The organism is Bacillus coreaensis (genome assembly GCF_050586445.1).
GTDB classification, from domain to species: Bacteria; Bacillota; Bacilli; order Bacillales; family Cytobacillaceae; genus Robertmurraya_A; species Robertmurraya_A coreaensis.
In genome coordinates, this window is record NZ_JBOCCY010000007.1 from 168918 (window position 1) to 192519 (window position 23602).

Here is a 23602-nt window from a genome sequence, read left to right on the forward strand (position 1 = left end):
TCACAAGTGTATAATTATATTCTACAACAATTATCTGAATATTTAATATTGTTTTGAAATTTTTTCTATGCTATTATAATCATAGTTAAAAAATAATCACGATTATCTTTTTATTTTAGCACGAATAAAGCAGTTTTTGGAAAAAAATTAAAAAGAAAAAAAGGGGTTGGATTAATGGAAAAGGTAAAAGTTGATCCAGTGGTATTTTGGTCTTCGTTATTAGTCATTGTTGCGGCAACATTATTACTAGTCCTGAATCAAGAAGCTGCAGAACCTGTATTAAATAACCTAATGACACAAATTACTTATAAACTAGATTGGACTTTTCAACTTTTAACAGTTGGATTATTTGTCTTACTAGTTTGGTTGATTTTCGGGCGATATGGGAAGGTAAAGCTAGGGGAAGGGAAACCTGAATTTTCAAATTTCAGCTGGGGTGCTATGTTATTTTGTGCAGGGATGGGAACAAGCATCATGTTCTGGTCTATTATGGAGCCAATCTACTATTATATTGGTCCTCCCTTCGGTATTGAGCCAAATAGCAATGAAGCAGCAGAGTGGGCCGTTACATATGGGTTATTTCATTGGGGAATTTCCGCTTGGTCATTATATGCGTTACCAACGGTCACGATTGCATACTCTTTCTTTGTCAAAAAGCAATCATCATTAAAAATTAGTACAGCATGTCGTGGTGCATTAGGTAAATATGCAGACGGATGGATTGGTAAAATTATAGATATTTTAGTGATTTGGAGTCTTGTGGGTGGTTTAGGAACCTCCCTAGGTCTTGGTGTTCCAATGATCTCAGCAGTAATAGGTGAAATTTTGGGTATGAAGCAATCACTTGGACTCAGTATTGTCATCATTTTAATTTGGACAGTTATTTATTGCTCTAGTGCTTATCTAGGACTTTATAAAGGAATCCGTAAGCTAAGTGATATCAATGTTTATCTAGCTTTGGGTCTTGCTGTTTTTGTTCTCCTAGTAGGACCAACTTTATTTATCCTCTCTTATTTCACAAATAGCCTTGGTTTAATGCTACAAAATATCGTTCAAATGAGTTTTTATACAGACCCAATAAATAAAGGTGGATTTCCACAGGCATGGACGGTTTTTTATTGGGCATGGTTTGCTGCTACAGCACCTTTTATGGGTTTATTTGTTGCGCGTATCTCTAAAGGAAGAACAATAAAAGAACTAATAAGCTCGATTCTACTTTGGGGGTCATTAGGAAGTTGGCTCTATTTTGCCGTTTTTGGTGGATACGCCATGCATCTTGAGCTCAATAATATCCTTCCGATCACTCAAATTTTAAGTGATCAAGGTGGGCCATCTGTTGTTGTAGAATTATTGAACACTTTACCTCTTAGCAAGTTAGTTCTCATTTTCTTTGTTGTACTTGGTTTTATTTTCCTAGCTACATCACTTGATTCTGCCACATACATCTTATCAGCAATTGCAACAAAAGAATTAAAGGAACAGCAAGAACCTGCACGCTGGCACCGATTGTTATGGGGGGCAATTCTTGCAATCATGGCAGTCGCGCTATTAATGGTAGGTGGTCTTAAAGTAATTCAAACTTCATCTGTTATTGTTTCTGTTCCTGTTATTATAATTTATTTGTTATTAGCAACCTCATTAGTTCGATGGTTAAAGCAGGACTTCGGAACTGATCAACCCATTTTAAATCCCGAAAGAAAAGTAACTGGAAGACAGTCTGCTTTGACAGACAAGGAGGAAAGTTTTTAATAGAAAAAGAATGTTACTAAGGAGGTTTTTTCGTGGTATTTAATGTGCGTGATACGAATCTGTCTATTAAAACAGAGTATACTCACGAAATTCAAGAGATAGAGCATGTTTGGATTCCTATGTCAGATGGTACTAAATTATCTGCACGGATTTGGATGCCGACTGATGCTGAACAAAATCCAGTACCAGCTATACTAGAATATATTCCTTATAGAAAAAATGATTTTACGGCGTTGAGGGACTCCATTCGTCATCCTTATTTTGCAGGACATGGATATGCTAGTATACGAGTAGATATGAGAGGGTCTGGGGATTCGGAAGGAATTCTTTATGATGAATACTTACCTCAAGAGCAAGAAGATGCGTTGGATGTATTAAGCTGGATTTCCGAGCAGCCATGGGCAATAGGAAGTGTTGGAATGATTGGAAAGTCTTGGGGAGGGTTTAATGGACTTCAGGTTGCAGCTCGACAACATCCTGCATTAAAAGCGATTATAACTTTATGCTCAACAGATGATCGCTACGCAGATGATGTCCACTATATGGGTGGGTGTCTTCTTGCATCAGATATGTTATGGTGGGCTTCGACAATGCTTGTATACAATGGACGCCCGGCAGACCCTCGGATTGTTGGGGAAGGATGGAGGACTTCTTGGCTTGAGCGTCTAGAAAAGACACCTCCATTTGTAGAGAAGTGGGTCGAACATCAGCGTCGTGACGATTATTGGAAGCATGGGTCCGTTTGTGAGGATTATTCAAAGATTACTATTCCTGTCTTTGCAGTCGGTGGCTGGGCTGATGGTTATACAAATGCAATTTTTCGATTGCTTGAAGGGTTGAAAGGTCCTCGAAAGGGATTAATTGGTCCATGGGCACATGAATATCCGGAGGTAGCAATACCCGGTCCTGCAATTGGATTTCTTCAGGAATGTATTCGCTGGTGGGATCACTGGTTAAAAGGGAAAGACACCGGTGTGATTGATGAGCCTTTACTTAGAACTTGGATTCAAGATAGTGTTCCTCCACAAGTAAATTACAAAGAAAGACCGGGGAAATGGGTGGCGGAGACAGAGTGGCCATCACAAAATATACAATTTGAGGAGTACTGGTTAGGTGAGGGAAAGTTTACTGAAAGGGCATTAGAGGAAAAGATTGTTACCGTTCCTAGTGTGCAAAGTCATGGATTATATTCGGGTGTATGGTGTCCTTTCGGGCAAGAAGGTGATTTAGCCTCTGATCAGCGATTCGAGAATGGTTCAGCCTTATGTTTCTCTTCTGAACCTTTACAACATGATATAGAAATTCTCGGATTTCCAGAAGTGTCCGTGGAAGTGTCTTCTAATAAGCCCAATGCTTTACTCTCAGTTCGGCTATGTGATGTGGACGAAGATGGGGCATCGACATTAGTAAGCTGGGGATTACTGAATCTAACCCACCGTGATAGCCACGAGCACCCTACTCCTTTGGAACCAGGGAAGCGCTACACTGTAAACGTTCAATTAAATGCAGTAGGTCATAAGTTGAAAGCTGGTCATCGATGGCAAGTGGCTTTGTCACCAACATACTGGCCTCATGCATGGCCTTCAGGAGAACCAGTTACATTACAATTATACTGTGGGAAAAATACAAAATTGAGTCTTCCATTACGAAATCCTTCTTCATTAGATAACACTCTCCATGAATTCGATATACCGGAAACTGCACCTGTGATGGAAAGAAAGATTCTAAGAGACGAGAGCCGATCACGTAACATCTCTCACAATCCACTTACTGGTGAATGGGTACTTGAGGATTATTCTGATGAAGGAGCACGTCACTTAATAAGTAACGATATTGAGTATGGAAGTGAAAATAGAAATATCTATCGGATTAAGGATGGGGATCCACTATCTGCAAAAGTAACCTGTGAATGGAAATTGAATGTAGGTCGAGGAGATTGGCAGACTAGGCTTGAAAGTTTCAGTACGATGTGTGCAGATAAAAGCACTTTTTTTATACAAAATGAATTACATGCGTTTGAGGGGGAGAAACAGGTGTTTAGTAAAACATGGACATCTGAGATTCCTCGTGATTTGTTATAGTGTTAGTAGCCCTTGCATTTTCATATGTAAGGGTATTTTTTTACAATTGCAAATTATACAATTACACTATAGATAAAAGGGGGTTAATACGTGAAAAAAATATATTATAAAGATACAATTCGTACAGAGGATGAACTTCGATCGATGATGGGATTTCCAAGTGAGCTCGTCAAAAACAAGACCATTTCTATTATTGATAACCATTGTAGAAATTTTATTTCGAAGTCACCATTTCTAGTATTATCCACGTCTGACAAGGAAGGGTATTGTGATGTGTCACCGAGGGGAGATCTACCTGGATTTGTACACGTGTTAAATGAAAACCAGTTAGTCATCCCTGAAAGACCAGGGAACAAGCGGATGGACTCTATGCGGAATATTTTATCTAACCCACGAGTGGGCTTGATCTTTTTCATCCCTGGTCTGGGCGAAACTTTGCGGGTAAACGGACAGGCTACCCTCATAAAAGATCCGGAAATACTGGAGTGTATGGCGGTAAAGGGGAAGTCGCCGTTAGTAGGAATTGCTGTTGATGTGGAAGAGTGTTTTATTCATTGTGCAAAAGCATTTATTCGATCAGGTTTATGGGATCCTTCTTCATGGCCGGAGAGAGGACTATTGCCTTCAGTAGCTACTATCATATCTGAACATGTGAATTTACCGAATACGACTGCTAAGACGGTAGAAGAAGGACTGAAAGAAAGCTACAAGGAAAGACTTTATTAAGGGTGTGTTTGAAAATTCGTCCTTGTGTTTTAAATTGACAATGTTTTTGAGGAGGTGTACATTTAACTCGGGTTAAATACTTCTTTTTTAAAGGGTGAAATAGTACCGATGAGTTCCAATCAAGCACTAGACTTAAAGCTATTAAAAAAGTTTAAAAACGAACTAACAAGATTTATGATGCTATATCAATTTGGTATTGATGAGTTAAATACGAAAATTGATATTTTAAAGCAGGAATTTCAATATATTCATGATTACAGCCCTATTGAACATGTAAAATCTAGAATCAAATCACCAGAAAGTATTCTTAAAAAAGTACAAAGAAAAAATCTAGATTTATCATTGCCAAGCATAAAGGAAAACATTAAAGATATTGCGGGAATTCGGATTACCTGCTCCTTTATTTCTGATATTTTTGAGATAAGTAGAATGCTGGAGAACCAAAGCGATATCGAAGTAGTAGAAAAGAAGGATTATATTAATTATCCTAAACCAAATGGCTATCAAAGCTTGCATTTAATTGTGAAAATTCCAGTGTTTATGTCAAATGGCATTGAAAATGTTTATGTGGAAGTACAAATCCGTACCATTGGGATGGATTTCTGGGCAAGTCTTGAACATAAGATTTATTATAAATTTGAGAACGAAGTTCCCGCTTATTTATCGAAAGAACTGAAAAACGCTGCAGACACGGTAGCGATGCTAGACAAAAAAATGGAAGTTTTACATGAAGAAATACGTAAGCTGGATAACGAAGATGACATAGAAAATGAGCTGAACCTTTTGAATGCTAGCGGACAAAAACTAAATATACCGATGGCACTTCTAGAGAGCTTGTCTAAGGATAAAGAGTAGCAGAGACAATGAAAGAGGACGATTGAAAATATTTCAATCGTCCTTTCCTTATCTTAATAATCTGTTACAAGGAAGTCTCTATCAAGGAATGCTTCAATTACTTCACTGATGCGGAAAGAAGTTTGTGGTGAATCATAGTTTTCAAATACATGCTCACAGCTATTTTTATATGCCATAGTTTCGTCATAATGAGACATATGGCGGTTAATAACTTCCTCGTTGTCCTGACGTTCCTTTTGACGGGAGACTACCGTATCTCGATCGGCATAAATGAAGAAACGCATAACACGGTCCCCATACATTTCCTTCAATTTTTCAGTACCTTCAGGATTGAGTGTCAAATAAACAAGATTATGGGATTCAAAGGCTTTAACAATATCTTCTTCACGTATACCGTAATGGAAACCATCAATTTCTACACTCTCAAGAAATTCTCCATTGTCCTCCATTTTCTTGAATGTAGTTTCATCAATAAAATGATAATCTTCTCCATTTTGTTCGTAATGACGTGCTGAACGAGTGGTATAAGAAAGAACTGTCTCCATGTCAAAAGCAGTAGCAACCATTTTAGCAATCGTTTTTCTTCCAGACCCATCAGGACCTGTGTAAATAAATAATTTTTGTTTATCTTTAATTTCGTACATAGATTACCTCCTGAAAAATATATTTAAAATGTTTCAAACAAAGTGAAAGGTGAAAACAAATAAATATCTATATCATCCTATTATAGCAGAAAGTGCCATATAAATCTGATAACAAATATTTGCAGAGATACAGTAGAAGGCGAATCTAGGAGGCATTTGGTATCATCATATATAATGATTATGTAAAATATTCTGATAACTTAATATAAGAATGCCAAATTTAAGAGAAAAACGCAAGAAATTAACCTGTTTTTTTGTAAGATAAATTAACAGTATTGATTGAGATGAGCACAGTCTTTGACACATATACCATTATTTAATAAAATTAACTTATAATTTCAAAAATTCCGGAGGTTTTTTTATGTATGATATTGCCATAATTGGTGCAGGTCCAGCAGGAGCGAGTGCCGCCATATTTACAGCAAAGGCTGGAAAAAAAACATTATTACTTGACCATGATAAAAGTATCACGAAGCGTGCTTGGGTTGAAAATCATTATGGTGTGTCTGAAATGACTGGCCCAGACTTAGTGGAAACAGGAAAGAAACAAGCAGCAAAATTTGGAGCTGAAATTATTAATCTTCCTGTAGTCCATATTGAAAAAGGAGAAAATAGATTTACTGTTCAAACAGAAGAACAAACTTTTGAAGCAAAGCATGTCATTTTAGCGACAGGGGTATTAGCCGATTTGGCAGAAAAAATGGGACTAACAACAAAACCAGGAACAGAGCCAAGAATTCCTAAAAATGTGGCAGTGGATGCGAATGGTAAAACTGAAATCGAAGGAGTTTGGGCTGCAGGAACGATTGCTGGAGTAAGTGTTCATACCATTATTACAGCTGGTGACGGAGCCAGAGTAGCCATTAATGTGATTAGCGAAATCAACGGAGAACGCTATGTGGATCACGATGTATTAAAAGCATAATACAAAGAGGGCAGAAAAGTGTGTATTAACACTTTCTGCCCTTTTTTGAATATTTTGATTGTCATAATGTTAAAAAGATCGTATAGTTATAGTTAATGAGAATGATAATCAATAACAATTGGTTATAGGAGAGTGTGACAATGGAGAAAATGGATCTTTTTGATGTAACAATCATCGGAGGCGGGCCGGCAGGGCTGTACTCTACTTTTTATAGTGGTTTAAGAGAAATGAAGACGAAATTAATTGAATTTCAGCCTCAATTAGGTGGAAAGATTCATGTGTATCCAGAAAAAATGATTTGGGATGTTGGAGGGATGACACCAGTTCCTGGAGCAAAACTTATCGAGCAACTGGTTGAACAAGGACTTACCTTTAACCCAACAGTGGCACTTAATGAAAAGGTAGTTTCTATCGCACGAAACGAAGACGGTATTTTTGTTCTTGAAAGTTCCTCAGGTGAATATCATTTTTCAAAAACAGTGATTGTTGCCGTTGGTAGTGGAATTCTGAAGCCGCAAAAACTGAACATTGAAGGAGCCGAACGGTTTGAGGTATCTAATCTGAACTATACCGTGAAATCATTAAAGCAATTTAAGGATAAAACCGTAATCATTTCAGGTGGTGGAAATTCTGCGTTGGATTGGGCAAATGAGCTTGAGCCTGTTGCAAAGAAAGTCTACATTACGTACCGAAAAGACAAAATGTCTGGTCATGAAGCACAAGTGTCACAATTACAAAATAGCTCAGTGACTTGTTTATGTACTTCGTCCATTACGAAGTTAATAGCTACTAATGATCAGGAATTGATTGAAAAGGTAGAGATTACTAATAACGTAACTGGGGAGGCAACTCTGTTATCGGTTGATGAGGTAGTAATTAATCACGGATATGAACAGGATGCAGGTCTTTTGAAAAACAGCGATTTACATATCAATATGCTCGAGGATTTTTATATTGAGGGGAACTCTTATAGTGAAACCTCGGTTCCAGGATTATTTGCGGCCGGTGATATTCTTAAGTTCGATGGGAAATTGAACTTAATTGCGGGAGCTTTCCAAGACGCAGCCAACGCTGTGAATAAAGCAAAGAAATTTATTGAACCAGATGCTCATCAAGCAGCAATGGTTTCATCACATAATGATGTGTTCAAGAAGCGCAATCGGGAGTTAGTGAAACAATTGGTAAAATAGATATCTGTCAAGAAGGTTAACGCAATCGTTAATCTTCTTTTTTTATCCCTATCGATCTGGAAAAGCAATATCTCAAGGTTCAGACATATGTATTTATATACGTTCGAACTCAATTGTTTCGTTTAGCATCGGATGTCTGTTTAAGTTTTTTATTAGTAAAAAAACTGGTGTGTTTTAGTGAAAAATCACGTTGACATAAATTCTTTTGGATGGATACAATGAAGTCTAAGAATACTAAAGCGTTTTCCTAAGGAGGTATGATGGTGACTAAATTACATACTGCAATAGACTCAATTATAAAAGAACAACCAACCGTAAATAAAAATCATTGGAGATTGAATTATCATGTAACCACTCCTGCCTATTGGATGAACGATCCAAATGGGTTTAGTTTTTTTAATGGAGAATATCATTTGTTCTATCAACATCACCCGTATTCACCTGAATGGGGTCCAATGTATTGGGGACATGTAAAAAGTAAAGATCTTGTTCACTGGGAACATTTGCCGATCGCGCTTGCACCAACGGAAGAATATGACCAGGATGGTTGCTTTTCAGGAAGCGCTATTGAAAAAGACGGGAACATGTATGTGATGTATACGGGGAATACATGGACAGGGGATGACCATGATAAAGATTTATTACAAGTGCAATGCCTGGCGGTAAGTGAAGATGGAGTTCATTTTACAAAGCTTAAAGAAAATCCGGTTATAACTGAAGCTCCTATAGGTGATATTCATCCGTATCATATTCGTGATCCAAAAGTGTGGAAACAGGATAATGACTATTATTGTGTGTTAGGTTCAAGAACGAAGGAACATCATGGACAAGTGTTGCTGTATCGTTCTAGTGATTTAGTACATTGGGAATTTATAAGTGTTATGGCTAAAAGTGACGGGAATTTAGGGTTTATGTGGGAGTGCCCTGATGTGTTTCGTTTGGAAGGTCATGATGTACTAATGATGTCACCACAAGGGGTTAAGCCGAAAGGAGATTTGTATCATAATCTCCATCAAGCAGGCTATGTAGTAGGGGAATTAGATTACCATACAGGTGTACTTTCACATGGCGATTTTCATTTATTGGATTATGGATTTGACTTTTATGCTCCGCAAACGATGGAAGATCCGAATGGAAGACGTATTATGATTGCCTGGATGGCGATGTGGGAGAGTCACATGCCTGAGCAAGAATACAATTGGGCAGGAGCTATGACGATTCCTCGACAGCTTGAATGGGTGGATGGAGAAATTTATAGCAAACCTGTTCCAGAGTTACAGGAACTTCGTGGGAATGTGGTTCAGCTTGAACATGTGACGGTAAAAGAAGAGAAGATTGTTCCTGAACTTATGGGGGGAAGTTATGAGCTTGAGGTAACAATTGATGCAAAATCCGCCGAACAGTTTGGTGTGAAGGTTCGAGTGAGTGAGAATGAGGAAACAGTTATCGCTTATAACCGACTAGAAGGAAAGGTGATCTTAGACCGGGAGCGGTCTGGAAAAGGTCCAAAAGGAATACGAAAAGCACCAGTAATACTAAAAGAAAATCTTCTCCATCTGCGCCTATTTGTTGATCACTCTTCGGTAGAAGTATTTATTAACGAGGGAGAAAAAGTCATGTCAGCAAGAGTTTATCCAAGTGAAAACTCTACGGATATCAGCTTTTTCTCTGATGAAGAGATAAGCATTGTTAACATAAGAAAATGGGACTTGAAAAAATCTATTCACCCAATGAGTGATCTTTTTGCCTAATGATATTATCCTGTGAAACCCACGACCTTTCAGGAAGTAAAGGTGTGGGTTTTGTTGTATAAGGGATTAAAACTGATATTGCTTGTAAAATATTTCTTTTTTTTATCAAGAATCCTTTACAGGAAGAAAACTAAGAGGTAGAATTTCTATATACCTAAAAAAACTAGGTAGGTGAGAAGATGTTTAATCGTGAATTGGTTAAAGGTAGTACTTCGCTTTTGTTACTTCAGCTATTAGAAGAGCGGGATATGTATGGTTACGAGCTTGTAAAAGAACTTGAAAACAGAAGCGGAAATGAGTTTTCGGTGAAAGAGGGCACTTTATATCCGGCACTACATAAGCTTGAAAAGCAGGAATATATTGAGTGCTACTGGAAAGAGCAGGAGAAAGGTCCAGCTCGTAAATATTACAAAATTACAGAAGCGGGAAAAGCGATGCTGCTGGAAAAAACACGTGAGTGGAATGATTTTGTTTCGGTAATGAACAGGATGATGGGGAGAAAGAAACATGGAACGGCTGAAGAGTGAATTTTTAGAAAGCCTGAAAGAAAGCCTCGGAAACCACAAAGAAAAGGAATCCATACTAGCTGAATATGAAATGCATCTGGATGAACTTTTATTAAGTTTATACAAAATGGAGTATGACGAAATTCGGGAAGAAGTGTACTCAAGATTTGGTACACCAGAAGAGATAGCTGCGATATGGAAAGAAGAGCTTTCCTTTTCACCGAGCAATATGAAGTGGTTGTTTATTGCTGTGAATATTCTTTTCTTTACTGGTGGGGCCGTACTCACACTTGCTCATAATCTTCTTGACTGGGAGTGGCTGACAAATTTATGGTCTAATCTTACGTCCTTTCCTATCATCATTGCTTTCATTTATATGTTTTTTTGGGCACTTCTAGGATATGAGATTGGGAGGGGCTTTGGTCATAAAGGGAAAAGGGTTATGAAAAAGACCTTTATTTTAGCTTTAATACCGAATGTAACTTTAATGGTATTAACAGTCTTCCATCTTATTCCGCGTGAATGGTTTCATCCACTATTAACTGAAACCTTTATCGGTGTCTGTATTTTTTTAACACTTCTACTTTATCCAGTTTGCATCATCAGCTATCGCTGGGGGAAAAAAGCGTCAATCTGAGCTTTTTTTTGTCATAGTACATAGTAAAACTATGTATATAGAAAAACGATATAAAAGGAGGAACTATGATGAATGAAAAACTGTTGAAAAACGATTGGATCTTTATGGCTCTATGTTTCATTTTAGGAATTGTTGGGGAAGAGGCATTTTTTAAGGATCAAATTGGAATATCCTATTTTGTTTTTATCATTTTGTTTTATACGGTATTTTTCTGGAGATTTCGTAAGTTTCCGTTTTCACACCAAAGGGTTGGATATTTCGTATTAATCTGTATTTGGTTATTAACTGCCGGATACTATCTCTATGACACACAGCTTTTTTATGCGTTAAATATAGTTGTCATCCCAGCTCTTGTGATCTTGCAGTTGTCGCTAGTAACATCCTCTAAAAATAGAGTTTGGCATAATTTCTATTTCTTCTTTTACACGCTTCTACGTGTAATTGACGGCTTGCGCTATCATGTGTTCTTTACCAAATACATTACAAACCAATCAAAGAAGGGGAACCAAAGGAATTTTGCAGTATGGAAAAAAATAATACTGGGTATGACCCTATCCGTTCCCGTTTTGTTCATTGTTTTAAATCTTCTGATCTCTGCAGATGCCCAGTTTGAACGATTGATTATGGAGATTCCGTATATATTTAGCATTAATGTGGAGTTACTTATTAGAACCATCATTGTACTTATTTATACATTTGGCTTCTTCGGGTATATGCAATCACTATTTATTAAGAACCATAAAATCATACAAAAAGAAGGACCAATAAAGCCCCTATCGATGGACGGAGTCGTTACACTGACCGTATTACTTTTGTTAGATTTTGTGTATATCGCTTTTGTGGCGGTTCAATTTACGTATTTTTTTAGTGGCTCATTGGAGGATGGATATACGTATGCCGAATATGCACGGCGCGGCTTTTTTGAATTGCTCTTTGTAACCATGATCAACCTATCTGTTACAACAGGCTCTATTCAACTCTCGCGAACAGTATACGGTAACATAAAGAAGTTCATTCGTATAGCTTTGTCTGTTTTAGTTCTTTCAAGTGTTATTCTTCTGATCTCGGCGTTTATGCGTATGATGATGTACGAAGAGGCGTATGGCTTTACTTTTACAAGAGTACTTGCTCATTCGTTTATGATTTTTTTAACGGTAATATTTGCTTATACACTGGTGAAAATTTGGCTTGAGAAACTATCTTTGTTTCATTTTTACTTCATTGCGGCCCTCGTCTATTATGTTGGTATCAATGTTGCAAATATTGATCAATTTGTTGTCGAACAAAATATTAAGAGGTACGAAATAACTGGGAAAATTGACATTTATTATTTAAATAATCTTTCAGACACAGGAACACTTGGGCTTATTGATCTTTATCAAAGTGGAGCCAATATACCCGGATTAGAAGAGTTGCTCAAGCAAAGGAAAGCAGAACGGTTTTATTTAAAAAATACCTCTTGGCAGTCCTACAACTTAACGCGAACGAAGACAGATAAAGAGCTAGGAAAGTTAAATTTTTTAGAGGAAAATAAATAATCACATTAGTACAAAAATAGTTAGAATATTTTAAATAATATGTCTTCGATTTGAAATAAATAGTAAGATGTTGTATATACTATCTTTTGATGGAGGTGAATACATATGGATGGAAAACCGATGCACTACGATGGAAGTTTGCATGGAGCCCCAGCAGAAGGGGAAGTGAAAGAGCAAGAGCAAGAGCCTTTTAAGCTCACTGATGTAATGAGAGCAAACATTAGTGGAAATCCTTTTACAACTGAGAACTAAAATATGGAAGGAAAGGGGCATTCAAAGGAGCGTCCCTTTTTCATGTGTAAAAATTTCAGTTAGATGCATACAAAAGTCATTTTCTCACAAACTAGAATGCACAACAATGAAAGAAGGGAAAGATGAGAATATGACAAAAGTTTTATACATTACTGCTCATCCACACGATGACACACAGTCTTATAGTATGGCTGTAGGTAAAGCATTTATTGACTCGTACAAACAAAAGAATTCAGATCATGAAGTTTTACACTTAGATCTCTACAAAGAGGATATACCTCAAATTGATGTAGACGTGTTCAGTGGCTGGGGGAAATTACAGTCAGGAAAAGGTTTTGACGAGCTTTCTTCAGAGGAAAAGGCGAAGGTGGCGCGCCTTGGAGAACTATGTGATCAATTTATCTCTTTTGACAAGTATGTATTTGTTACTCCGCTTTGGAATTTCTCATTTCCTCCTGTGATGAAGGCGTATCTTGATGCCGTTTCTGTTGCTGGGAAAACATTTAGATACACTGCCGAAGGCCCAGTAGGATTATTAACAGATAAAAAAGCGCTACATATTCAAGCGCGTGGTGGGATTTACTCCGAGGGACCTGCTGCAGACCTCGAAATGGGACACCGTTATTTAAGTGTTATAATGCAATTTTATGGAGTACCTTCGTTTGAAGGATTATTTGTTGAAGGTCATAATGCTATGCCAGATAAAGCACAAGAAATCAAAGAAAATGCAATTGCAAGAGCCAAGGATTTAGCCCATACATTTTAAGCAAAAGAGCCAACGAAAAACTCGTTGGCTCTTTTGATCTATTGCTTTAGAATTGTTGTTCCCATTCTGTTCTTAAAATCCCCATCATAATACGATCGGAATAACGCCCGTCACGATAAATAGCGGAACGAAGTCTTCCTTCTTCAATAAAACCTGCTTTTTCATATGCGCGGATCGCCCGACTGTTATAGCCAATGACGTCCAAACCAACTCGATGTAGATTTAACTCATGAAATGCATAACGAAGAATTAATTGTAATGCTTCACTACCATAGCCTTTATTTTGATAGTTTGTATCTCCTATTCCAATGGCTAAAGAACCGACCCGATTATTCCATTCAATAGAGTGGATGACAACAAAACCGATTAAAGTGTCATCCTCTATCGTTCGTAAACGAAAATACGCTGAATTATGGCTTCGTTCTTTATCCTCTTCAAGTTCCGTAATCGAATGCGGGTAGGCGATATCCGTATCAAGATTACGTAAATAGTCTGAGTTTTCCTCCCAAGATGCCATAATGGCTGCGTCCTCTGCTCGGACAGTAGTAAGTTTTATTAATTTCCCCTTAAATAAATTCGTCATATTGTTCTCCCTTTTTTTGTATTTATATGAAGGAATCACATCATGCTACGCAATAAAATCTTGCCTCCTAAAATCTAGATAACTTAATCTTAATGTTCTTTTTTCCATTCAGCAATCTAATATTTTAGAAAGAAGGAAATATTTCCATCTATATCGAATGTTTAGTCTAGGAGATTTACATTCTGTTTTATAGGAGTGGCAACGATGTTTATAGAAACAGAACGGTTAATTATCAGAGGTTTTGATAAAAACGACTACCATGCAGTTTACGAATATACATCAAATGCTGATGTGATGAGATACATTCCAGAAGGGGTTTTCACTATGGAAGATGCTAAGCAGTTTATAGTGAAAAATATGGGGGAGAAGGTTGAGAAATACCCGGTTATTTTAAAAGAAAGTAATACTATTATTGGACATATTGTCTTTCACCGTTACTTTGGAGAACATACTTATGAAATTGGGTGGGTGTTCCATCCGGATTATTATAATAAAGGTTTTGCCTCCGAGGCCGCAAAAACAGTTTTGCAGTATGGATTTGAGGAATTAAAGTTACATCGAATCATCGCTACATGTCAGCCTGAAAATATTGGTTCCTTCCGTGTAATGGAAAAAATCGGGATGAGACGGGAAGGATATTTTAAAAAATGTATTCCTACTGATGATGGATGGTGGGATGAGTATTACTATGCCATCCTTGAGGAAGAGTGGAGAAAATAATGAGCCAAACAAAAAATATTAGTCTAGATCTATTCCAACTAAAATATAAGGAGAGTTTACTTACATTTGAACTTCCTAGCGATCAAGTGAAGTTTACTGCCTTGCCTAGACATGTGCTCGAAGTGCAAGAGGGACAATTTCCGATTGTGATTGTAGAAGATGACGTTCCTGTTGGTTTTTTTATTTTGCATTCGACTTCACGTGTGAAGGAATATTCCACTAACCCAAATGCTATGCTTTTAACGGCATTCTCCATTGATTATTCAAAACAGGGGAAGGGTTATGCAAAACTCGGATTACTGTTGCTCAAGAAATATATACAAAATCAGTTTCCAAGCTGTGACGAAATCGTTCTAGGGGTTAATCATCAAAATGTCCCAGCGCAAAATCTGTATGTACGAGTAGGATTTCAAGATACGGGAAGAAGAGTGATTGGTTCGCTTGGGGAACAGTTTGTTATGACTCTACGTATATAAGTTTTCCTTACCTAGAGCTGCTGATTGGGTAGCTCTATTTTATATGGAGGGGATTTTTCTGTTTTATTACTTAATAAATTGGGTGGTCAACCGATATTAAGAGTATTAGTAAGGTAGTGAAAGTAGGAAAATAGTATGACCTCCCTAGAATTAGACTTTAATATCCATATACTATTGTTTCTTTTTGCGTACTTACTAGCTATTTTGACAGTGGTACTACTTTCAAGGAAACTAGTAAAAAGAAAATTGTCTGAACCTCCTAAGCAGTTTGGGGAAGTTCCCACCATATTATTTGTGTTATTTTCATTAGGCCCTTTTGATTTTCGGATATGTACTTGATAGTACGTTACGGGAAAAAGAGTATAAAGAGTACTATGATATGGCAAAAAATATGGGAACTATTTTTAGTCGTGATCTAAGAAATGAAGGTCATGCTACTCTGTATCAATCAGATACAGATAGAAGTAAGGAATATACGCGTATCCATAAAAAAATGACAGAATGGCAAAATCATACAGAGAAATACAATCAGTCTATACGATGAGAATGAATGAAAATGGCCAAATATACTTTGTCCTGGCACCCGCGACCGATTCAAATGGGGACGGTTGGATTCGTGGCGAAGTCGAAGAACGTATACGTATGGGTACTATATACACGAAAGATCTTCCAGAATTACAACGTGCTTTTGATGGGGAATTTTCAATGGAGAAAGAACCCTCAACCGATGAATGGGGTTACAGTTTGGGTGCCTTTATTCCTGTTTTTAATGGGAGAGGTGAAGTGGAATCTGTTCTAGGAATTGATTTTGATGGATATCAATTTATGGAACGGAAAGCAAATGAAATATGGAAGGTTTTAAGTCTTGTTGTTTTAATTTTCATTGTTTTTGTATTAATTTTTGTACTCACTCTATTATCATTAGCAGAAAGAATTCTTACGAATAAGCATAAAAACGAGCTTCGTAAAATGGCTTATTACGATGAACTTACGGGATTACCTAATCGAAATTATCTAAACAATATTATTCCTTTAGTTGAGTGGGGGGAAGAGAAAGCAGTTGCAGTGTTACTCTTCGGGTTTGAAGGATTGGATGCCATAGATGATCTACTTGGGAATTCAAAATGCGATAATGTGTATGTAGCTTCAATAAGAAGAATCCAAGCTAGTTTAAAAGACCATATGATGCTAGTTAGATGGAGTGAAAGGGAGCATTTAATTATTGTAAAGGACTACGTTTCTGAAGAGGAGATTCTAAGTCTTGCAGAATCGACGGTCAAACAATTTTTAACCCCTGTTCATGCGGGAAGTAGAGATTTTTATATCTCTCCGAAGTTTGGAATTTGCTTTTATCCAAATGATGGGTCCGATTGGAACGCACTTGTGAAAAATGCAAATTTAGCCAAAATACATGTTCCTCCTGAAGATGACAAAAGAGTCATGGTATATAATAGCCAACTTCTTACAGAATCCAATGAAAAGAGAGACATTGAGCTGGAGCTTCATCACGCTGTAATTGCAGAGCAATTCGAGGTGTTTTATCAACCTCAGCTGTCCTTAATTTCTGGGAAACCTATTGGAATGGAAGCTCTCATTCGATGGAATCACCCAACGAAAGGGATTATTTCTCCATTGAAGTTTATACAGCTTGCGGAGGAATTACATTTAATTAATCAAATTGGGTTATGGGTATTGAAAAAGGCTTGTACGCAAACGGTAGAGATAAATGAGTTGTTTGGCCTTGATTTACGGGTGTCTGTGAACTTATCCTCGGTACAACTTCAGCATCCTCGACTTTTGCAGGATATTAAAGAAATACTTAAAGAAACGGGATTGGAACCGAGGTTATTAGACTTAGAAATCACGGAAGGAAGCCTGTTTAATTTTGAAAAATCAAGTCAGATACTTGAAGAAATTAAAAATTTAGGGATTCATATTAGCTTAGATGATTTCGGAGCGGGATATAGCTCACTAAGTTATCTAAAGAAATTAAGTATTCATCGACTAAAAATCGATCGGATATTTCTATTAAATATACCGAAAGAAGAAGATACCCTCATGACATCGATCGTTACCCTGGGTCATAACCTGAACCTAAAGGTACTGGCAGAGGGGGCCGAAACGATAGAACAAGTGAATTTTCTTAAGGCAATTGAGTGTGATGAAGTGCAAGGCTATTATTTTGCAAAGCCTTTACCTTATCATGAGTTTATTGCTTATCTTGATAAACAATATAGACTAACACGCGATTAAAAAGGAAAATCGCGTGTTTTTTTGATTAGAAAAAATGAAACCAGTGTAGCAGTTGTTCCGTATTACATGTACCACAAGTAAAAGGGAAACGAGAGGATTCGGAATGAAAGTTCAAAGTAAGTTCATTCGTATGACAAAGGTCTTGTATCTAGCCTTTACTATTTTTCTGCAAATCTACTGGTACAAGTTACGAAGAAAGCCTGAGTCAGAGTGGGAAAAGCTGTGGGGGAAGATCGGTGAGAGATTTCGGAAAACTTTGTTCGAATTAGAAGGGTTATTGATTAAAATTGGTCAAATATTAAGCATTCGTTCAGATCTACTTCCACATGCTTTTATCAAACAGATGGAGGACCTGACTGATCATGTGCCGCCTTCAAAATGGGAGGAAATAGTGCACATTCTTGAAAGAGAATGGGGAGGCTCTATTTACCAGCATATAGAATATATAGAAAAAGAGGCAATCGCATCTGCCTCTATTGGTGAAGTGTACCAAGCTTTATTAAAAAATGGAACAAAAGTAGCTGTAAAAGTTCAGCGTCCAAACATTCAATCTATTGTTCAGATAGATTTTCGGACACTAGGAATCATCATTTGGTTTGCTGACCATTTTGTCCCAGTACCAAAAGGATTTATTAATTTTCAGATGTTATATAAGGAATTAAAAGAAGTGATTGAAAGGGAACTAGACTTTGCAAAAGAGTTGGAGGCCCTGCAATCATTTAATAGTCGATTTAAGGGTCGTGATATTGTTAAAATACCTAATGCTTTTCCAGAGCTTTGTACGAACAAGGTGCTTGTCATGGAATGGGTAGAAGGAATAAAGCTAACAGATGTCGAAGGATTAGAACAAGTAGAAATCAGTCGAAAAGATATCGCTCAAGAACTTGTTGAACTCTTCCTGCCCCAATGGCTAGAACCAGGTTATTTTCATGCCGATCCCCATCCAGGAAATGTCATGGTTAGTCAAGAAGGAAGAATTATTTTATTAGATTTTGGAATGGTAGGACAAATCAGTAAAAAAGATGCCTCCTATTTTCAATCACTTATTGAGGCTTTCTTAGCCAAGAATTACAAAAAGGCAGTAGAGTGTTTGGCGCAATTAGGGTTCCTGCTTCCAGATGCGGATCCTCGAACAATGGAGAGACTTTTATCTGAGCTCTTGTCTTTTCAAAAAGGCGAATTGAAAAATATGGACCTGCTTGCTTTAAAATTAGAAATGAACGACATGATTCAAGCGCTTCCTATACAGGTACCAACCAGATTCGTGTTTTTAGGACGGTCTGTTGGGACGATAGAGGGGATTCTACGAAACGTGGCTCCAGAAGAAGAACCACTCGATCTTGGGAAACCTGTGTTCATGGAATGGCTCGGAAACCAAAGCAATAAATGGACATTGATCTGGCAGTGGCTTCAATCACAACCGATCTTTAAAGTGCTTCACTCAGCCAACGAATTTCTTCAAGCACCGCAAAAGCTCGAGCAACTAAAGGAAACCGAACAAAGACGAGAGTTCCTTTTTATCACACAAGAAAATCATAAAAAACATATGTTTCAGCTTTTGTTAGTTGGATTAATGGGTGTTGGGTTTGGTTTGTATGAAATGAACCCTTTCATTTGGAAAATAGGAGTGGGATTATCGGCAGCTTCCTTTCTAGGCTATTGGGTGGCGAGTTATAAGCAGAAAAAATGGATGAAGTACATGCCAGAGAGGAAGCGGGGATGAGTATATTCTCACTTAATATTATTAATAGAAAAGAGGCTTATTAACAATGAAACATATCCTTCTATGCTGTGGTGGGGGATTTTCCTCAAGTTTATTAGTAACAAAAATGCAGGAAGTAGCGAAGCAACATGGAGAGGATGCCTATCATATTTGGGCAATTGGTGTTGGGGAGGTTGAGCGGCATTTAGAACATTTACGAAAAGCAGATGTGTTACTCGTAGCTCCACAGGTTCGTTATTTACTTCCTGACTTTCAAAAATTAGCAAAAAAAGAGGGGTTTCAGCTTCCGATAGATATGATTCAACCTTTGCACTACGGAACTTGTAATGGGGAAGCCGTTTTAACATTTGCAGATGAATTAATAAATAAAAAATTATAAGAAAAAACCGGATGAGCTGAAAAAATAGATCACTCAAATCGAGTGATCTAGCTGCTGATTACCGGTCATAGTTAAAGTCGCTTAAAGAATCCATATGGCTTGCAATCATGGCAATAATCGTACTCGCTTCCTCTTTAGAGAAGATAAAATTGGTTTCATCTTTAATTAAATCGTCGTCATCTGTCCAAATTCGGTTCACTCTGCGAAGAACTCCGTCTCCTGTTTCTTGGACAATACCGAATTGGTAGGAAACTTCAATTTCATCTTCGTACATAAAGGCCGTCACTTCTGGCGTTTCCCACTCGACATCAACTTGTTCTAGTATATCATCGCTTTCATCCTCATCGTCCATGAGAACATAATCAACTTCAACATCGTCATCTTCGTCGTCGTCCACTTCGTAGTAATCTTCATCATCGAAATCCTCATCATTCATAAAGTTATGCAAACTTTCATGAACCGCATCAATTATGTCCTCAATATCAGCAAGGATTGTTTTTGACGTTTGCCCCAGCTCTACATCAATGGAATCAATATAGAACTCTTCGTTATGTGGGTCGAAATAAAGGGTACAAAAATACTCCCGATCATCATCCTCAGTTTCTACGTAAAACTCCATTCGTGGATGTTTTGCCCCACGATCTACAGACATATGCCCCACTTGATCATACTTATCACAGATAGACTCTAGATGATCTTGCAATTCGCCACTTACTCGGTCAAACCATTCTAAAGACATAGAAAATCCCTCCCTTTCAAGGTTATCGTTCATATTATTTCCTGCTTTTTCATTAAGGTACGTACCATAAAAAACCAATATTAAATGTACATAGTTCTGATTCTTTAAAGCATCCTATCACTAGGAGGTGTTTGAACGTGGAACCAAGAAAACCTGGAAGCGATAGACTACCTGATTTTGAACAATTAGATGATCGTGTAATCGCCAAACATACAGAAGCTCCCATGTTAGTCATTAAAACCAATTTAGATCCAGAGGATTCAACAGTAGATAATCCTTATTATAAAAATAAAGACCTAACAGATACGAAGGAATTTAAAGACTACTTTGAAGAGAAAAAGTAATGTACACCAACACTTCTTCCAAATAGGGAGAAGTGTTTTTTCCTATAAAGAAGGACAATTACAAGCCTTTCAAGAATGTATTATATGGATTTCCTAAAAAGGAGCTGGTTTTGTGAGTAAGTATGGTTTGTTTGGCAAGTTTACGGTCAAAGAAGGGGAACGTGACTCAATGGTAAGAATTTTGCTAGAAGCAGCTCAGTCAATGAATGAGTTAGAGGAATGTGAGGTGTACTTAGTAAGTACATCTGAAACAGAGCCAAACTCAATTTTTGTATACGAAGAATGGAAAAATGAAGATGCTCACCAAGCCTCTTTAGCGCTTGAATCAACACAATCCTTAATCAAACAAGCGAAGCCAATTATTACGGGTATGGAAAGAATAAGTACATTAATGCCTATGGGTGGAAAATCCTCTCAAATGAAGTCGTAAAATATCTCATTCAGAACTAAATATTTAATCAAAAGATCTTCTATTTAGCAAGGTCTTTTTTATTGTAATATAAAAACAAATCTATATATTGTGTTTTTGTAAAAAATATGTAACATTAACAAAAAAACCCCGTCTACTCTAATAGTGAAAACAGAAACAGCAAACAACATAGCATTGGATAAACCACCCATTTATTGTTAGGAAAGGGTGCAAGGCGGAATGTTAAAAACTAGATTATTTTTACTTATTGGGATCGGACTCTTTATGGTGTTGCTTTTTCTAACACCAAGTTTCTTACCTGCAAAAGCTGTCCCGGTATTGGATCTATCTGCAAAGGCAAAAGAAGTAAAAGAAAAAAAGAAAATTACAAGTGTTGAATGGAATGGAAATATATATCGAGACCTTGAAACACATTATTATCTTTTTTCTACGACTAAAAAAGGCACGATAAATGTAATTTGGGGACCGAATACAGTAGGTTCGGATTTTATCATTACTGATCAAAATTGGGGAGCTATGTATGGTAATGGAGATGTATTACCAGCAGGTGACTATATGTTTGTTGTCACTTCCAATCCTGCCGAATTACCGGAAGACCTCTCACTTCTTACTTACGAATTTACGCTTAAAGGTCTTTCGTTCAAAGAAGTACCAAATACTACTCTTCCTAAATTAACAATTGAGAATCCTGTTGATTTGGTAACACATCTACCTGTAGGGGATCATACCATCACTTTTAAAGGTCGTTCAGATACTGATTTCTTACTATTTGGTGCTTCTGGATTTGGGGAGGAAGTGACGGAGACCTTCACTAGTTCATTTGAAAAGACCCTTGTATTCAAAGAGAATAGTCCAGCCTATAATTTTTATAGAATATCTGCTACCAATGATTATGGGAATGCTGTTAATCGTTATTTTGAAGTATTGTATGAGGGTGGCATAAGAGAATAACATGGTCCGCACTTATCGGTTGGGGGATAAGGGTAAGCACTCGACTTGATAGACGGAGAAATTCCGCTTAACTAATAATTATAATTAAAAATAGCTTACAATAGACGGAGAAATTCCTCCTATTGGCTCGGAAATTTCGAAAAGGCGAGATTTTGCTTTCAATAAGTGGAAATTCTCTCCTTATCCACCCCGAAACGAGCTCCATTCTGCAACTAACGGAAAAATCTCCCCTTATTCGGTACGTATTTTAAGTAAAGCACCTCAAAATGGAATCCTTTAGTAAGTTCGCCTTAAGCTTTTATTATTTGAGAATAGATGGAAAGAAAGGATCTATCACATGCAGCCTTTTACAAAGCAAATAGTAATGATTATAAAAAATATCCCCGAAGGAAAAGTAATGACGTATGGTCAAATTGCCAGACTTGCCGGTAGTCCAAGAGCTGCTCGCCAAGTTGTTCGCATTCTTCACTCGATGAGTGAAAAGCATCGTTTACCTTGGCATCGTGTAATAAACGATAAAGGGCAAATCTCTATTCAGGAGGATTCTTCTTATCATGATCAAGTCTTATCCTTGCAGAACGAAGGAGTGAAAGTAAGCGAAAAGGGGATGGTTTGTTTAGATAAATATCAGTGGCAGCCAGAAGGGATATAGATTAGCAACTAGTTGTTGCTAATTCTCTCTTTTTTTGATAATATCGTTTCATAGCTAACGATTATGAAAATTAAGAGGTGAGAAATATTCACTCATTTAACGAAAAAGGTAGTTTACTTCCAGAAGAGATTGATACTATTAATCTTCTTACAAAATTGCCAATCGATTCACTAAACTTAGAAGCAATTGCAGTAGTGACTAATATATATCGTATGGCACAGGGCTTAAGAAATAAGATGGAACGAGAGGTCTTATCTGATTATGGATTATCGTGGACATCGTTTTCGATTCTTTATGATTTGTGGATATGGGAATCTGTAGAGACAAAGAAACTAGCTGAGTCTGCTGGAGTATCGAAGGCAACGATTAGCAATATTACGAATACGCTAGAAAGAAAAGAGCTCTGCTACCGTAAAGTCGATAAAAGAGACCGTAGAATTACGTACGTTGTTCTAACCCAAAAGGGAAAAAAAGTAATGGAAGAGCTTTATCCACGATTTCATGTTGGAGAAGTAGATATAGTCTCAAGTTTATCTGAAGCTGAGCAACAAAGTATTTCTTCTCTATTGAGAAGAGTTATAAAGGAAAATAAATTTTAATATCGTAAAAGTGATGACGGGAAACCAAGTAGTAGTTATCTCCCTGTAACAGAGAGTCGGTGGTTGGTGTGAATCGACACAAAGATAACATGAAATACATTCCTTGAGCTATCTTTGCCAAGCAAAGAACGGG

General features: G+C 37.2%; 25 protein-coding genes and 1 other annotated feature (1 of these 26 running past the window's edge). Of the genes, 22 read left to right on the forward strand and 3 right to left on the reverse strand.

All coding sequences use genetic code 11. The annotated features are described in order from the left end of the window. Positions 1–174: 174 nt before the first annotated feature. The 4 genes from ACQ5H4_RS13275 to ACQ5H4_RS13290 all read left to right on the forward strand — a co-directional run bounded on the left by ACQ5H4_RS13275 (position 175) and on the right by ACQ5H4_RS13290 (position 5411). A complete protein-coding gene (locus ACQ5H4_RS13275) occupies positions 175–1749 on the forward strand; it encodes a BCCT family transporter (RefSeq protein ID WP_430775409.1) in 1575 nt (524 codons plus the stop codon). A gap of 32 nt (positions 1750–1781) precedes the next feature. Next, positions 1782–3830 carry a CocE/NonD family hydrolase gene (locus ACQ5H4_RS13280; RefSeq protein ID WP_430775410.1) on the forward strand — a complete coding sequence of 683 codons (2049 nt, stop codon included), beginning with the start codon at positions 1782–1784 and terminating at the stop codon, positions 3828–3830. Positions 3831–3920: 90 nt separating this feature from the next. Next, on the forward strand, positions 3921–4556 hold the full coding sequence (locus ACQ5H4_RS13285; RefSeq protein WP_430775411.1) for a pyridoxamine 5'-phosphate oxidase family protein: 636 nt from the start codon (positions 3921–3923) through the stop codon (positions 4554–4556). 108 nt (positions 4557–4664) lie between these two features. Next, a complete protein-coding gene (locus ACQ5H4_RS13290; protein WP_430775412.1) occupies positions 4665–5411 on the forward strand; it encodes a GTP pyrophosphokinase in 747 nt (248 codons plus the stop codon). Positions 5412–5464: 53 nt separating this feature from the next. Here the strand turns inward: ACQ5H4_RS13290 and ACQ5H4_RS13295 are convergent, their stop codons facing one another. Next, positions 5465–6055 (reverse strand): guanylate kinase, encoded by a 591-nt coding sequence (locus tag ACQ5H4_RS13295; RefSeq protein WP_430775413.1) that lies wholly within the window; start codon positions 6053–6055, stop codon positions 5465–5467. A 361-nt stretch (positions 6056–6416) separates the two neighbouring features. Here ACQ5H4_RS13295 and ACQ5H4_RS13300 point away from each other — a divergent pair, with 361 nt between their 5' ends. The 8 genes from ACQ5H4_RS13300 to ACQ5H4_RS13335 all read left to right on the forward strand — a co-directional run bounded on the left by ACQ5H4_RS13300 (position 6417) and on the right by ACQ5H4_RS13335 (position 13620). Continuing rightward, positions 6417–6980, forward strand: a complete 564-nt coding sequence (locus ACQ5H4_RS13300) for an FAD-dependent oxidoreductase (RefSeq protein ID WP_430775414.1) — start codon at positions 6417–6419, stop codon at positions 6978–6980. Between the two features lie 140 nt (positions 6981–7120). Further along, positions 7121–8170, forward strand: a complete 1050-nt coding sequence (locus tag ACQ5H4_RS13305) for an NAD(P)/FAD-dependent oxidoreductase (protein WP_430775415.1) — start codon at positions 7121–7123, stop codon at positions 8168–8170. Positions 8171–8430: 260 nt separating this feature from the next. Continuing rightward, positions 8431–9921 carry a glycoside hydrolase family 32 protein gene (locus ACQ5H4_RS13310; protein ID WP_430775416.1) on the forward strand — a complete coding sequence of 497 codons (1491 nt, stop codon included), beginning with the start codon at positions 8431–8433 and terminating at the stop codon, positions 9919–9921. Between the two features lie 179 nt (positions 9922–10100). Continuing rightward, the gene (locus ACQ5H4_RS13315) at positions 10101–10448 is read left to right on the forward strand and encodes a PadR family transcriptional regulator (RefSeq protein ID WP_430775417.1); all 348 of its coding nucleotides are present in this window, start codon (positions 10101–10103) and stop codon (positions 10446–10448) included. Beyond that, positions 10429–11064: an HAAS signaling domain-containing protein gene (locus ACQ5H4_RS13320; protein WP_430775418.1), complete on the forward strand. Its 636-nt coding sequence runs from the start codon at positions 10429–10431 to the stop codon at positions 11062–11064. The genes ACQ5H4_RS13315 and ACQ5H4_RS13320 overlap by 20 nt, the downstream gene beginning before the upstream one ends. A 68-nt stretch (positions 11065–11132) precedes the next feature. Next, the gene (locus ACQ5H4_RS13325; RefSeq protein WP_430775419.1) at positions 11133–12602 is read left to right on the forward strand and encodes a DUF4153 domain-containing protein; all 1470 of its coding nucleotides are present in this window, start codon (positions 11133–11135) and stop codon (positions 12600–12602) included. 105 nt (positions 12603–12707) lie between these two features. Beyond that, positions 12708–12854, forward strand: a complete 147-nt coding sequence (locus ACQ5H4_RS13330; RefSeq protein WP_430775420.1) for a hypothetical protein — start codon at positions 12708–12710, stop codon at positions 12852–12854. A 130-nt stretch (positions 12855–12984) separates the two neighbouring features. Continuing rightward, the gene (locus tag ACQ5H4_RS13335) at positions 12985–13620 is read left to right on the forward strand and encodes an FMN-dependent NADH-azoreductase (RefSeq protein ID WP_430775513.1); all 636 of its coding nucleotides are present in this window, start codon (positions 12985–12987) and stop codon (positions 13618–13620) included. A gap of 46 nt (positions 13621–13666) precedes the next feature. Here the strand turns inward: ACQ5H4_RS13335 and ACQ5H4_RS13340 are convergent, their stop codons facing one another. Continuing rightward, positions 13667–14203, reverse strand: coding sequence for a GNAT family N-acetyltransferase (locus ACQ5H4_RS13340; protein WP_430775422.1), 537 nt, complete (start codon positions 14201–14203; stop codon positions 13667–13669). Between the two features lie 204 nt (positions 14204–14407). Between ACQ5H4_RS13340 and ACQ5H4_RS13345 the strand changes: the two genes are divergently transcribed. The 5 genes from ACQ5H4_RS13345 to ACQ5H4_RS13365 all read left to right on the forward strand — a co-directional run bounded on the left by ACQ5H4_RS13345 (position 14408) and on the right by ACQ5H4_RS13365 (position 19754). Beyond that, entirely contained in the window at positions 14408–14923 is a 516-nt protein-coding gene (locus ACQ5H4_RS13345; RefSeq protein ID WP_430775423.1) for a GNAT family N-acetyltransferase, read from the forward strand. Next, positions 14923–15399 carry a GNAT family N-acetyltransferase gene (locus ACQ5H4_RS13350; protein WP_430775424.1) on the forward strand — a complete coding sequence of 159 codons (477 nt, stop codon included), beginning with the start codon at positions 14923–14925 and terminating at the stop codon, positions 15397–15399. Before ACQ5H4_RS13345 ends, ACQ5H4_RS13350 begins: the two co-directional genes overlap by 1 nt. 501 nt (positions 15400–15900) lie before the next feature. Continuing rightward, a complete protein-coding gene (locus ACQ5H4_RS13355) occupies positions 15901–17652 on the forward strand; it encodes a putative bifunctional diguanylate cyclase/phosphodiesterase (RefSeq protein WP_430775425.1) in 1752 nt (583 codons plus the stop codon). A gap of 103 nt (positions 17653–17755) precedes the next feature. Further along, on the forward strand, positions 17756–19375 hold the full coding sequence (locus tag ACQ5H4_RS13360) for an ABC1 kinase family protein (RefSeq protein WP_430775426.1): 1620 nt from the start codon (positions 17756–17758) through the stop codon (positions 19373–19375). Between the two features lie 46 nt (positions 19376–19421). Continuing rightward, a complete protein-coding gene (locus ACQ5H4_RS13365) occupies positions 19422–19754 on the forward strand; it encodes a PTS sugar transporter subunit IIB (RefSeq protein ID WP_430775428.1) in 333 nt (110 codons plus the stop codon). A gap of 58 nt (positions 19755–19812) precedes the next feature. Here the strand turns inward: ACQ5H4_RS13365 and ACQ5H4_RS13370 are convergent, their stop codons facing one another. Then, positions 19813–20493, reverse strand: coding sequence for a hypothetical protein (locus ACQ5H4_RS13370; RefSeq protein ID WP_430775429.1), 681 nt, complete (start codon positions 20491–20493; stop codon positions 19813–19815). 137 nt (positions 20494–20630) lie between these two features. On the opposite strand from ACQ5H4_RS13370, the gene ACQ5H4_RS13375 reads away from it, so the two are divergent. From ACQ5H4_RS13375 to ACQ5H4_RS13395, 5 genes are all read left to right on the forward strand, one after another. Beyond that, positions 20631–20837 carry a hypothetical protein gene (locus tag ACQ5H4_RS13375; protein ID WP_430775431.1) on the forward strand — a complete coding sequence of 69 codons (207 nt, stop codon included), beginning with the start codon at positions 20631–20633 and terminating at the stop codon, positions 20835–20837. Positions 20838–20949: 112 nt separating this feature from the next. Next, complete coding sequence (locus tag ACQ5H4_RS13380) at positions 20950–21267, forward strand: putative quinol monooxygenase (RefSeq protein WP_430775433.1); 318 nt, start codon at positions 20950–20952, stop codon at positions 21265–21267. 219 nt (positions 21268–21486) lie between these two features. After that, positions 21487–22218 carry a hypothetical protein gene (locus ACQ5H4_RS13385; RefSeq protein WP_430775435.1) on the forward strand — a complete coding sequence of 244 codons (732 nt, stop codon included), beginning with the start codon at positions 21487–21489 and terminating at the stop codon, positions 22216–22218. Positions 22219–22555: 337 nt separating this feature from the next. Next, positions 22556–22870, forward strand: a complete 315-nt coding sequence (locus ACQ5H4_RS13390; RefSeq protein WP_430775436.1) for an MGMT family protein — start codon at positions 22556–22558, stop codon at positions 22868–22870. Between the two features lie 86 nt (positions 22871–22956). Beyond that, complete coding sequence (locus ACQ5H4_RS13395) at positions 22957–23469, forward strand: MarR family transcriptional regulator (protein WP_430775515.1); 513 nt, start codon at positions 22957–22959, stop codon at positions 23467–23469. A 4-nt stretch (positions 23470–23473) separates the two neighbouring features. Beyond that, positions 23474–23602 (forward strand) — a binding site (T-box leader) (it continues 77 nt past the right edge of the window).

Excerpts from the sequence above, each read along its gene's own strand:
- ACQ5H4_RS13310 (WP_430775416.1), top strand. The coding sequence starts at position 8,431 with ATGGTGACTAAATTACATACTGCAATAGACTCAATTATAAAAGAACAA.
- ACQ5H4_RS13370 (WP_430775429.1), bottom strand. The coding sequence starts at position 20,493 with ATGTCTTTAGAATGGTTTGACCGAGTAAGTGGCGAATTGCAAGATCAT.
- ACQ5H4_RS13300 (WP_430775414.1), top strand. The coding sequence starts at position 6,417 with ATGTATGATATTGCCATAATTGGTGCAGGTCCAGCAGGAGCGAGTGCC.
- ACQ5H4_RS13360 (WP_430775426.1), top strand. The coding sequence starts at position 17,756 with ATGAAAGTTCAAAGTAAGTTCATTCGTATGACAAAGGTCTTGTATCTA.
- ACQ5H4_RS13355 (WP_430775425.1), top strand. The coding sequence starts at position 15,901 with ATGGCAAAATCATACAGAGAAATACAATCAGTCTATACGATGAGAATG.
- ACQ5H4_RS13385 (WP_430775435.1), top strand. The coding sequence starts at position 21,487 with ATGTTAAAAACTAGATTATTTTTACTTATTGGGATCGGACTCTTTATG.
- ACQ5H4_RS13390 (WP_430775436.1), top strand. The coding sequence starts at position 22,556 with ATGCAGCCTTTTACAAAGCAAATAGTAATGATTATAAAAAATATCCCC.
- ACQ5H4_RS13275 (WP_430775409.1), top strand. The coding sequence starts at position 175 with ATGGAAAAGGTAAAAGTTGATCCAGTGGTATTTTGGTCTTCGTTATTA.
- ACQ5H4_RS13320 (WP_430775418.1), top strand. The coding sequence starts at position 10,429 with ATGGAACGGCTGAAGAGTGAATTTTTAGAAAGCCTGAAAGAAAGCCTC.
- ACQ5H4_RS13365 (WP_430775428.1), top strand. The coding sequence starts at position 19,422 with ATGAAACATATCCTTCTATGCTGTGGTGGGGGATTTTCCTCAAGTTTA.
- ACQ5H4_RS13345 (WP_430775423.1), top strand. The coding sequence starts at position 14,408 with ATGTTTATAGAAACAGAACGGTTAATTATCAGAGGTTTTGATAAAAAC.
- ACQ5H4_RS13305 (WP_430775415.1), top strand. The coding sequence starts at position 7,121 with ATGGAGAAAATGGATCTTTTTGATGTAACAATCATCGGAGGCGGGCCG.
- ACQ5H4_RS13330 (WP_430775420.1), top strand. The coding sequence starts at position 12,708 with ATGGATGGAAAACCGATGCACTACGATGGAAGTTTGCATGGAGCCCCA.
- ACQ5H4_RS13335 (WP_430775513.1), top strand. The coding sequence starts at position 12,985 with ATGACAAAAGTTTTATACATTACTGCTCATCCACACGATGACACACAG.
- ACQ5H4_RS13340 (WP_430775422.1), bottom strand. The coding sequence starts at position 14,203 with ATGACGAATTTATTTAAGGGGAAATTAATAAAACTTACTACTGTCCGA.
- ACQ5H4_RS13290 (WP_430775412.1), top strand. The coding sequence starts at position 4,665 with ATGAGTTCCAATCAAGCACTAGACTTAAAGCTATTAAAAAAGTTTAAA.
- ACQ5H4_RS13350 (WP_430775424.1), top strand. The coding sequence starts at position 14,923 with ATGAGCCAAACAAAAAATATTAGTCTAGATCTATTCCAACTAAAATAT.
- ACQ5H4_RS13295 (WP_430775413.1), bottom strand. The coding sequence starts at position 6,055 with ATGTACGAAATTAAAGATAAACAAAAATTATTTATTTACACAGGTCCT.
- ACQ5H4_RS13315 (WP_430775417.1), top strand. The coding sequence starts at position 10,101 with ATGTTTAATCGTGAATTGGTTAAAGGTAGTACTTCGCTTTTGTTACTT.
- ACQ5H4_RS13325 (WP_430775419.1), top strand. The coding sequence starts at position 11,133 with ATGAATGAAAAACTGTTGAAAAACGATTGGATCTTTATGGCTCTATGT.